This window comes from Cellulomonas algicola (assembly GCF_003851725.1).
Taxonomy (GTDB): Bacteria; Actinomycetota; Actinomycetes; order Actinomycetales; family Cellulomonadaceae; genus Cellulomonas; species Cellulomonas algicola.
Genome location: NZ_BHYL01000049.1, coordinates 1 through 10,484, shown reverse-complemented (window position 1 = coordinate 10,484; position 10,484 = coordinate 1). Strand labels below are relative to the sequence as shown.

Annotated in this window: 8 protein-coding genes and 1 pseudogene; 1 reads left to right on the top strand and 8 read right to left on the bottom strand. The window is 74.0% G+C overall.

Going from position 1 to position 10,484, the window contains the following annotated elements; translation table 11 throughout:
- The 7 genes and pseudogenes from CTKZ_RS03455 to CTKZ_RS03425 all read right to left on the bottom strand — a co-directional run.
- Positions 1–198 (bottom strand): annotated as a pseudogene (locus CTKZ_RS03455) (hypothetical protein); the annotation flags it as partial.
- Positions 199–506: 308 nt separating this feature from the next.
- Positions 507–1,460, bottom strand: coding sequence for a 5'-3' exonuclease (locus CTKZ_RS03450; RefSeq protein WP_124341626.1), 954 nt, complete (start codon positions 1,458–1,460; stop codon positions 507–509).
- A gap of 104 nt (positions 1,461–1,564) precedes the next feature.
- The gene (locus CTKZ_RS03445; RefSeq protein ID WP_124341625.1) at positions 1,565–2,152 is read right to left on the bottom strand and encodes a DUF4203 domain-containing protein; all 588 of its coding nucleotides are present in this window, start codon (positions 2,150–2,152) and stop codon (positions 1,565–1,567) included.
- Positions 2,153–2,238: 86 nt separating this feature from the next.
- Entirely contained in the window at positions 2,239–3,270 is a 1,032-nt protein-coding gene (locus CTKZ_RS03440) for a LacI family DNA-binding transcriptional regulator (protein ID WP_124341624.1), read from the bottom strand.
- A 31-nt stretch (positions 3,271–3,301) separates the two neighbouring features.
- Positions 3,302–4,201, bottom strand: coding sequence for a carbohydrate ABC transporter permease (locus CTKZ_RS03435; protein ID WP_371852314.1), 900 nt, complete (start codon positions 4,199–4,201; stop codon positions 3,302–3,304).
- Positions 4,198–5,163, bottom strand: a complete 966-nt coding sequence (locus CTKZ_RS03430) for a carbohydrate ABC transporter permease (protein WP_124341623.1) — start codon at positions 5,161–5,163, stop codon at positions 4,198–4,200. Before CTKZ_RS03430 ends, CTKZ_RS03435 begins: the two co-directional genes overlap by 4 nt.
- A gap of 120 nt (positions 5,164–5,283) precedes the next feature.
- Positions 5,284–6,609 carry an ABC transporter substrate-binding protein gene (locus CTKZ_RS03425; RefSeq protein WP_124341622.1) on the bottom strand — a complete coding sequence of 442 codons (1,326 nt, stop codon included), beginning with the start codon at positions 6,607–6,609 and terminating at the stop codon, positions 5,284–5,286.
- A 229-nt stretch (positions 6,610–6,838) separates the two neighbouring features.
- On the opposite strand from CTKZ_RS03425, the gene CTKZ_RS03420 reads away from it, so the two are divergent.
- The gene (locus tag CTKZ_RS03420; protein WP_124341621.1) at positions 6,839–8,884 is read left to right on the top strand and encodes a beta-galactosidase; all 2,046 of its coding nucleotides are present in this window, start codon (positions 6,839–6,841) and stop codon (positions 8,882–8,884) included.
- A 204-nt stretch (positions 8,885–9,088) separates the two neighbouring features.
- Here CTKZ_RS03420 and CTKZ_RS21370 read toward each other — a convergent pair.
- Positions 9,089–10,484: hypothetical protein (locus CTKZ_RS21370; RefSeq protein WP_160142817.1), on the bottom strand; the 1,396-nt coding region annotated here is incomplete at its 5' end.

Below are 10,484 nucleotides of genomic sequence, written 5' to 3'. Positions count from 1 at the left end.
GGCCAGGGCGGCGACCGCGTCGTCGACGAGCGCACGCGTGCGTGCGGGGCGGCCGGCGGCGCGCGGGCGGGTCGTGGTCGTCAGCGGCGTGCCGGGCGTGCCGGGCGTGCCGGGCGTGCCGGGCGTGCCGGCGAGCGTGTTGTCGGGGACCGGCGTCGTCGTCGGCCGCGCGGTGCGGCTGGTGGTGGTCGAGGTCATGGTGGTGCCTTTCCGGGCGGGCCGCGTCGGGCCGTGGGGGTGCCGGCGGTCTCCGGCGGGGTCCTGTCGCTACCGGTCGGTAGCTCACGACCCAGCAGGAGGGCCGCCTCCCGATGTCTGATACGCCCGGTTTCACCAATCACCCGGACGAGCGACCAGGACGCCGGACCGGCCGACCGCGGCACGACCGGGCCCCTGCGGGCACGCGCCCGCGGAACCCCGTTCCCCCGACGGCACCCGCCCGCGAAGTGGCGTCCCGCCCGCAGGGCACGCGCCCGCTGGGCCCCGCCCCGTCCTGACGGCCAGGCTCAGTCCGCCGACGCCAGCGCGTCGACCACCCGCTTGACGCTCGACGCGAGCCCCCACCGCTCGGCGAGCGCGACGAGCCGCTCGGGGTCGGCCGCGACCCGCGGCAGCGCGTCGGGCACGTCGTCGACGGGTGCGTCGGGCGCGACCTGCACGACCCGCGGCGCGACGGCCAGGTAGTCCGCGGCCTCGGTGAGCCGCCGCCGCTGCGTCGCGGTGAGACCCGCGTCGCCCGCGTCGCGTGCCGCGAGGATCCCCTCGAGCGAGCCGTACCGGTGCACGAGGGTCGCGGCCGTCTTCTCCCCGATCCCCGGGACGCCCGGCAGGCCGTCGCTCGGGTCGCCGCGCAGGACCGCCATGTCGGCGTACGCCTGGCCGGACGCCACGGAGTACCGCTCGGCGAGCCGGGCCGCGTCGACGACCTCGAGGTCCTTGATCCCGCGCACGGTGTAGAGCACGCGCACGTGCGCGTCGTCGTCGACCAGCTGGAACAGGTCGCGGTCCCCCGTGACGACGTCGACCGCGGCCCGCTCGGCGGCGGGTCGCGCCTTCTCGCGCGCGACGAGCGTGCCGATGACGTCGTCGGCCTCGAAGCCGGGCGCCCCGACGCGCGCGATGCCGAACGCCTCGAGCACCTCGACGATGACCGGGACCTGCGGCGTGAGCAGGTCCGGCACCTCCTCGACGTCCGCGCCGCCGGGCACCGGCTGCGCCACGCGGTGCGCCTTGTACGAGGGGATCGCCTCGACCCGGAACGCCGGCCGCCAGTCGTCGTCCCAGCACGCGACGAGCCGCGTGGGGCGCCGGTCCTGGACCAGGCGGGCGATCATGTCGAGCAGCCCGCGCACCGCGTTCACGGGGGTCCCGTCGGGCGCCTTGACCGAGTCGGGCACGCCGAAGAACGCGCGGAAGTACAGCGAGGCGGAGTCGAGCAGCAGCAGCCGTCCGTCAGTCATGCTCGGACGCTACCGGCGGTCACCGACGCGGTGTGGAAGGTGCGTCGCGTCGGGCGCGACACGGCTTCCACACCGCGGTGCGGCGACGGGGCAGGCGGCCGTCGTCAGGCCGCGACCGCGGCGCGCGGCGGCAGGCCGAGCTGCTTGCGGAACAGGCGACGCTGGACGACCCAGCCGGCGGCGGCGAGCGCGACCCAGGCGACGACCATGACCACCTGCTCGACCCCCTCGTCGGGGTGGCGCAGCAGCCCGAAGACGGACGGCCACAGCAGCGCGAGACCGCTCAGCGTGAGGCTCGCGCCCGCGAGCACCGTGAGCCACAGGAGCGCGCGGCGGTGGTACTTCTCGGCGAGCGTCGCGGACGCGATCGCGACGGACAGGACCAGGACGCCTCCGAGCACGACGCTGGTTCCGGACGACCCGAGCGCGGACCACAGCTTGGCGCCGATGACGGCCCCCGCGGCCAGGCCGACGACGAACGTCGCGAACCGGAAGACGAGCGACACGACGAGCCACAGCACGACCGCGGCCCCGGCCGCCACGAGCAGGGCCGTGCCCGTCGACGCCCCGGTCGCGTCGGCGACGAAGTACCCGAGCCCGAACCCGGACGCGAGCAGCGCCAGGTTCACCGACCGGATCCCGAAGAAGCAGAGCAGCAAGCCGACCGCCAGGACGACCAGTCCTGTGCCCATCGCGCACCCCCTCGCGTCGAGCCCAGGCTAGCGAGCGACGCCCGCGGCACACCCTCCTCCGCGGGTGAGACGCGGGGGCCTGCAGGTCAGGCGCTCGCGCGGACGACGAGCGACGTCGGCAGGGTGATCGCGGCGGGCGCCTCGCCCTCGACGACCTCGAGGAGCAGGCGCACCATCTCGGTCGCGATGCGCTCGAACGGCTGGCGCATGGTCGTGAGCGGCGGGTCGAGGGTCGTGGCGAGGCCGGAGTCGTCGAACCCGCCGACGGCGACGTCGCCGGGGACGGTCCGGCCGGACTCGCGCAGCACCTGGATCGCGCCGGCCGCCATGAGGTCGGACGCGACGAACACGGCGTCGAGGTCGGGGCGCCGCGAGAGCAGCTCGCGCATCGCGGCGGCGCCGCTCTCGCGCGAGTAGTCGCCGTGCGCGACGAGGGTCTCGTCGAACGCGTCGCCGAGCTCGGCCCGGTACCCCTCGAGCCGCATCTTCCCGCCGGGGGTGTCGAGCGGGCCGGTGATGGTCGCGACGCGCGACCGGCCCTGGTCGAGCAGGTGCCGCGTCATGCGTCGACCGCCGCCGAGGTCGTCGGCCGCGACGTACCCGAGCTGGCCCTCGAACCCGAGCGGGATGCCGCACGCGATCGTCGGGATGGCCTGGCGGACGAGCTCGGCGAGGACCGGGCTGCCCGCGTGGGAGGAGATGAGCAGGACGCCGTCGACGTGCCCGGCCCCGACGTAGGACAGCACCTGGCTCTGCTCCTCGGGCGTGCCGGCGACCATGAGCAGCAGCGGCATCGACCGGCCTGCGAGCGCCTGCGCGGCGCCGCGCAGCAGGATCGAGAACGTCGGGTCCTCGAACAGCAGGTGCTGCGGCTCGGTGAGCAGGAACGCGACGGAGTTGGACCGTCCGGTGACGAGCGACCGCGCGTGCTGGTTCATCGAGTAGCCGGTGGTGCGGATGGCCTCCTCGACGGCGGCGAGCGCCTCCGGCGAGACCCAGTGCCCGCCGTTGATGACGCGGGACACGGTCCCGCGGGACACGCCGGCGGCCGCCGCGACGTCGCGGATCGTGGGGCGTCGGCGCGGCACGGGCGCGGCGGCGTCGGTCGTCGTGTCCATCGGACGGAACTCTATGCGTCGGGCCACGTCGTCAGGCCTTGACCGAGCCGGCGGCGAGGTCGACCTTCCAGTACCGCTGCAGCGTGAGGAACAGCAGGGCGAGCGGGACGATCGACAGCAGCGCGCCGGTGATGACGGACGTGTACATCGCGGGCTGCGACGCACCCTGGTTGAGCAGACCGTTGAGGCCGACGGTGATCGGGTAGAGCCGGTCGTTGCCGAGCATGATGTACGGCAGCATGAAGTTGTTCCAGATGCCGACGAACTGGAACAGGAACACCGTCACCAGCCCGGGCCCCATGAGCGGCACGGCGATGCGCGAGAACGTGCGCCACTCGCTCGCGCCGTCGGTGCGCGCGGCCTCGAGCAGCTCGTCGGGCACGGACGCCCCGGCGTAGATGCGGCACAGGTAGATGCCGTACGGGCTGATGAGGCTCGGCAGCAGCACCGACCAGTAGGTGTTGGTGAGGCCGACCTCGGCGAGCAGCAGGTACTGCGGCACCGCGAGCACGACACCCGGGACGAGGACGCCGGCGAGGATGAGGTTGAAGACGAGCGTCTTGCCCGCGAACCGGTACTTCGCGAGCGCGTAGCCGGCCATCGACGAGACGAGCACGGACACGGCGGCGCCGACGCCCGCGTAGAGCGCGGTGTTCGCCATCCAGCGCCAGTACAGGCCGCCGCGGTACGCGGAGAGCTCGCCGATGTTGTCGAGCAGGTGGGTCGACGGCAGGAACGTGAACGTCGAGAAGAGCTCGCCCGCGGACTTCGACGACGCGACGAGCACCCACGCGACGGGCATGAGGCAGTAGAGCGCGCCGACCAGCAGCACGACCGTGCCGAAGACGGACGGGCGGACCTTCCGCTCGGGCCGCAGGGCGGGCACCGACGCCGCGGCCGTCGCGCGGTGCAAGGTGGTCGTCGTCGTCACTTCGACTCCTGGGAGAAGGCGCGGCCGTCCTGGACGAGGCGCAGGAACAGGTAGGAGAACGCGAACGTCGCGAGCGCGATCACGACCGACGTGGCCGACGCCGCGTAGATGTCGCCGCGGGTGAACGCGTCGCGGTAGACCTTCATCAGCGGGCTCCACGTCGTGGAGATGGTGTTGCTCAGCGGCCGCAGCGTCATGGGCTCGGCGAACACCTGGAGCGTCGCGATCATCGAGAACAGGAATGTCAGGACGAGCGACGGCATGACGATCGGGATCTTGATCCGCAGCGCGACCATGAGCTCGGACGCGCCGTCGAGGCGGGCGGCCTCGTAGAGCTCGGTCGGGATCGACTTGAGCGCGGTGTAGATGATGATCATGTTGAAGCCGACGCCGCCCCACAGGCCGATGTTCGCGATCGCGAACACGACGAGCCCGGACGACATGACCTCGGGGACGTCCCAGCCGAGCTGGTCGAACACGTAGTAGAAGGGGCTGACGCGCGGCAGGTAGAGGAAGCCCCACAGCAGCGACGCGATGACGGCAGGCACCGCGTAGGGCAGGAAGATCGAGATGCGCGAGAAGCCCGTGGCGCGCGTGCGGCGCGAGTCGAGCAGCAGCGCGAACAGGAGCGCGAGGCCGAGCATCGTCGGCACGAGCAGCAGGCCGTAGACGGCGACGCGGCCCACCGACGCGAGGAACTCCGGGTCCTGGAGCGCGCGCGTGTAGTTGGCGAAGCCGGCCCACACCTCCTGGCGCGCGCCCGAGCCCAGGCCGAGGCCCTGGACGATCTCGGTGCGGAAGCTGAGGTAGACGGCGTAGCCGATCGGCAGCGCGAGGAACAGCGTGAAGAGCGTGAGCGCCGGCGCGAGGAAGGCGTACGGCGCCGCGCCGCGGCGGCGGGACCCGCGGCGCCGGGTCGGTCCGCTCGTCGCGGCCGCGCGGGGCGGGGCGAGGGTGGTCACGTGAGGTGTCCTTCCGGGACGCGCGGGCGCGACGGTCGTCGCGCGGTGGCGGTGGCGCGCAGGCGCCGGTGAGGGCGACGAGCGGCCGCCCGGCGGGAGGGTACCGGGCGGCCGCGCGCGTCACTTCGTGACGGTGAAGCCCTGGTTCTCCAGGTCGTCGACCGTGGTCGCCTGCATGGCCGTGACGGCGTCGAGGAACAGCGACGCCTGCTTGGCCTCGGCGGCCTTGCCGAACTCGTCGTTGTACGCGGAGTACGCGACGTTGACGTTCGGGCCGTAGGTGAACGGCTGCACGCCCTTCGCCGTCTCGGCGGCCAGCGTGTAGAAGTCGGCCTGGTTCGAGAAGAACTCCGGCGGGCTCGAGAGCGCCTCGGCCTGGCTCGGGATGTCGGCCGGGTACAGGCCGCCCTCCGAGACGAGCAGGTTCACGCCCTCCTGGCTGGCGTTGAGCCACGCGATGAACTTCGCGGCCTCGGCCTTGTGCGTCGACTGCGACGTCACGGAGGTGGCGGACCCGCCCCAGTTGCCCGTGGCGTCGTCGCCTTCCTCCCACTGCGGCATGGGCGCCATCTTCCACTTGCCCGCGGTGTCGGGGGCGTTGCCCTGCAGGACGCCGGGCGCCCAGATCGCCGAGAGCCAGCCGACCTGCGAGCCGTCGTTGAGCGCGGCGTTCCACTCCGGGGTGTACATCGGCTTGTTGTCGATGACGCCCTTCTCGACGAGGCCGCCCCAGTACTCGGCGACCTTCTGGACGGGCGCGGACTCGATGTCGACGCTCCACGCGTCGCCGTCGATGCCCCACCACGAGGCGCCGGCCTGCTGCGTGAGGCCCGTGAACCAGCCGGCGTCGTTCGCGGAGAACGTGCCGAGGTACTTGGACGGGTCCGCGGTGTGCAGCTGCTCGGCGACCTGCGCGTACTGCTCCCACGTCGTCGGGACGGAGAGCCCGTACTGCTGGAAGACGTCCTCGCGGTAGTAGAACTGCATCGGTCCGGAGTCCTGCGGGACGCCGTAGACGGCGTCGCCGCCGAGCGTGACGGACTGCCACGTGCCCTCGGCGAAGCGCTCCGCGGTGCCGTCGGGGAGCACGTCGGCGATGTCGGCGAGCGCGTCCTCCGAGACCAGCGTCGGGATCTTCTGGTACTCGGTCTGGAACAGGTCGGGCGCGCCCGAGCCCGCCTGGATCGCGGTGAGCAGCTTGGTGACGGCGGGGTCGCCGCCGTCCTGCTTGTTGACGGTGACCTGGATGTCGGGGTTGGCCTCGTTCCAGACGGCCACCGCCTCCTCCATGCCGGGCGCCCAGGTCCAGAAGGTCAGCTCGACCTTCCCGCCGGAGCCGTCCGCCGTGTCGTCGCCGCTGTCGCCGCTGCCGCTGGAGCAGGCGGTCGCGAGCAGCGCGGTCGCGGCCACGGCGGCAGCGACCCGGATGCCTGTGTGCAGGCGCATGTGACCTCCTCGTCAAGGGTCCGCCGCTGCCTCGCGACGGACGGGCGTCATCGGTGACGCCGAGCCTGTGCGCGTTCACAGTGAACGACGCTCCGGAGACTTGTCAACTGGCGTCACCCTGGTGTTACCTACCCGTTGTGAACGGTCCCAGTGCCGAGGATGGCGCTTTCGCGCCTGTGACGTCGCTGTGACCGATCACAACGGATGGACCCAGACTCGACGGAGCGTCATGCCACACCAGACCGCCCTCGGACCCACGCGCCCCACGTGGCCGCTCGGGCTCGACCGCATCGCCTACGGCGGCGACTACAACCCCGAGCAGTGGCCCGAGGAGGTCTGGCACGAGGACGTCGCGCTCATGCGCGAGGCCGGCGTCACCCTCGTCAGCGTCGGGATCTTCTCGTGGGCGTTGCTCGAGCCGCGGCCCGGCGAGCACGACTTCGGCTGGCTGGACCGGCTGCTCGACCTGCTGCACGAGAACGGCATCCGCGTCGACCTCGGCACCCCGACCGCGTCGCCCCCCGCCTGGTTCTTCGCCGCGCACCCCGACGCGCGCGTCGTCACCCGGGACGGCACCGTCCTCGGCTTCGGGTCGCGCGGCATGGCCGCACCCACGCACCCGGCCTACCGCACCGCGGCCGTGGGCATCGCCGACGCGCTCGCCCGCCGCTACGGGTCGCACCCCGCCGTCGCGCTCTGGCACGTCCACAACGAGTACGGCGCACCCGTCGCCGAGGACTACTCCCCCGCCGCCGCGACCGCCTTCCGCGCCTGGCTGCAGGACCGGTACGGCACGCTCGACGCGCTCAACGCCGCGTGGGGCACCGCGTTCTGGGGCCAGCGGTACGGCGAGTGGGCGCACGTCGACGTGCCGTCCGTCGCGCCGTCCGTCGTCAACCCCGCGCAGCGCCTCGACTTCGCGCGGTTCTCCGACCAGGCGCTCCGCGACTGCTACGTCGCCGAGCGCGACGCGATCCGCGCGCACTCCGACGTCCCCGTCACGACGAACTTCATGACGACCAACTGCCTGCCCGTCGACCTGTGGGCCTGGGCCGACGAGGTCGACGTCGTCGCCAACGACCACTACCTCGACGCCGCCGACGAACGCGCCCACGTGGGCCTCGCGCTCGCCGCCGACCTCACGCGCTCGCTCGCACGCGGCAAGCCGTGGATCCTCATGGAGCACTCGACGTCCGCCGTGAACTGGCAGCCGCGCAACGTCGCCAAGCGCCCCGGCGAGCTCGCGCGCAACGCGTACAGCCACCTCGGGCGCGGCGCCGACGCGATCCTGTTCTTCCAGTGGCGCGCCTCCCGGTCCGGCGCCGAGAAGTTCCACTCCGCGATGCTGCCGCACGCCGGCACGTCGTCCCGCGTCTGGCGCGAGGTCACCGCGCTCGGCGACGAGCTCGCCCGGCTCGACGAGGTGCGCGGCTCCACCGTGCGCGCCGACGTCGCGATCGTCTGGGACTGGCAGTCGTTCTGGGCGCAGGACCTCGAGTGGCGGCCGACCGTCGACCTCGACCACCGCGAGCGCGTCCTCGCGTACTACGACCGCCTGTGGCGCGACGGCCTCACCGTCGACCTCGTCCACCCCTCCGCCGACCTGTCCGGCTACCGGCTCGTCGTCGCGCCCGCGTCCTACCTGCTCACGGCCGCCGACGGCGAGAACCTCACGCGGTACGTCGCGGACGGCGGGACGCTCGTCGTCTCGTGCTTCTCGGGGATCGTGGACGAGCACGACGCCGTACACCCCGGCGGGTACAGCGCACCGCTGCGCACCGCGCTCGGCCTGACCGTCGAGGAGTTCCAGCCGCTGCGCGCGGGCCGGTCCGTGCGGGTGGGCTGGTCGCACGCCGGGACCACGGCCGAGCTCGTGGGCGACGTGTGGGCAGACGACGTCGCGCTCGAGGGCGCCGACGTCGTCGCCGCCTACACCGACGGACCCGTCGCCGGGCGGCCCGCGATCACCCGGCACGCGCACGGGCGGGGCACAGGCTGGTACGTCTCCACGCGGCTCGACGTCGACCAGCTCGCCGTCGTGCTCGGGGCCGCCTACGCCGACGCCGGCCTCACGCCGACCGGTCTGCCCGAGGACGTCGAGGTCGTCCGACGGCACGGCACCGACGCCGACTACGTCGTCGCGATCAACCACGCCGACGCGCCCGTCGCCGTCCCCGCCGACGGCACCGACCTGCTCACCGGCACCGCCGTGAGCGGGACGGTCAAGGTGCCGGCCGGCGGCGTCGTGGTCGTCCGCGAGGCGCGCCCGGCCTGACCACCGCCGTCGGACCCGTCCCGGCACGGCGCGTCCGTGCCCGGTCGGTCGGCGCCTGCGGCACGACGTCGGGTCCGTGCGTGCCGGCGGATGCGGCACGCACCCGCGCCGCGGCGCGAGAAAGGCCGGTCGGCGTCCCTCCACGCCGACCGGCCTTCGTCGCCCCCTGCTGCCCCCTGCCCCGCCGCTCGCGCGACGGGCGTCTCAGCGCGCCGCCGCCGTGAAGTCCAGGTCGGCGTCGGCGACCGCGACCACGGTCCACGTCCGGCCGTCCGACGACGACAGCTCGTACGTCGGCAGCAGCACCGCGGCGCCGTCGGGCAGCGTCGTGAGCGCGAGGCCCAGGCGTGCCGACTCGATCGTCACGTCCTCGACCGGCCACGCGAGCGGACCGAAGTCGGGGGTCGCCGGGACCGTCGGCACGTCGTCGGGCGCCGGTGCGACCTCGGCACCGGACTCCGCCCGCATCATGTCGTCGGCCGCGAACGGCATGATCCCGCCCGACGCCCCGAACCGCGGGTCGCCCAGCCGCTCGACCGCGGCGCGCGGGCTCACGACGTCGTAGTCACCGAGCTCGACGAGCGGCGCCAGCGAGCCCCACAGCGACTGCACGCCGTCGCCCACGAGCGACACGTTCCACGCGACACCCGACCGCTGCCCGCCGACCACCAGGTGCGCCGTGACCTGGGCGAGCGCGGGCGAGCCCGTGTCCGCCACGACCTCGAGCTCGTACGACGCGGGGTCGACGCCCAGCGCACGCAGCAGGTCCGTGGCCGTGGCCCTCGCCGCGTCGCCCGTGGGGGCGGCGGGCAGGTCCTGGGGGTCGCAGCCGGCGCCGAGGCCCGGGTCGACCTGCGCCTTGTCGACCGACGACGACGTGCCGCCGCCCTCGGTCGCACCGTCGAGCGTCTCCGGGGCCGACGCGACGCAGGACCACGGGTCCTTCGACGGGTCGTAGTACGAGATGCTGCCCGTGCCGTCGGGCGAGAGCGACACGGTCGGGCCGGTCCCGTCCGTCGAGCCGATGGTCCACGCGCCGTACTCCTGCCGTGGCTCGCCCGCGACCCCGAGCGCCGCCGCGACCCGCGCGAGCGACTCCTGCGAGAAGACCGACGCCGCGTCGAACGCCCACGCCGTCCCCGTCCCCGCCTCGTCCGACAGCCCGCTGCCCGCCGTGAACACCGTGCGCCCGCCGTACCAGGCGAGCTTCGACGTCGCCGCCGTGTCGGCCGCCGCACCCGCCGACGACATCTCGCGGCCGGCCATGGGCTGCTCCAGCGACATCGCGGGCGCGGCCGCCAGGTCCGACGCCGCACCGCCGTCGCCCTGCGCCGCGACCCCCGCCGCGAACCCGCCGCCGCCGACGACCGCGACACCCGCGACCGCCGCGGCGACCGTCAGCCAACGCGTGCGCGACCGTCGGGCCCGCACCGCCGCGAGCTCGTCCGGCACGGACACGACGTCGACCGTCTCCTCCGCGACCTGTCCCGTCGCACCGCCGACCGACGCCGCGAGCGCCGCGCGGATGCGGGCCGCGTCGGGCTCGACGCCCGCGGCCGGGTCCGCCGCGCGGAGCCGGGCGAACGCGACGTCGTCACCG

What these genes read in the sequence shown, in the direction of transcription:
- CTKZ_RS03450 (WP_124341626.1), bottom strand. Translation starts at nt 1,460, where the DNA reads ATGACTGACGGACGGCTGCTGCTGCTCGACTCCGCCTCGCTGTACTTC.
- CTKZ_RS03445 (WP_124341625.1), bottom strand. Translation starts at nt 2,152, where the DNA reads ATGGGCACAGGACTGGTCGTCCTGGCGGTCGGCTTGCTGCTCTGCTTC.
- CTKZ_RS03440 (WP_124341624.1), bottom strand. Translation starts at nt 3,270, where the DNA reads ATGGACACGACGACCGACGCCGCCGCGCCCGTGCCGCGCCGACGCCCC.
- CTKZ_RS03425 (WP_124341622.1), bottom strand. Translation starts at nt 6,609, where the DNA reads ATGCGCCTGCACACAGGCATCCGGGTCGCTGCCGCCGTGGCCGCGACC.
- CTKZ_RS03420 (WP_124341621.1), top strand. Translation starts at nt 6,839, where the DNA reads ATGCCACACCAGACCGCCCTCGGACCCACGCGCCCCACGTGGCCGCTC.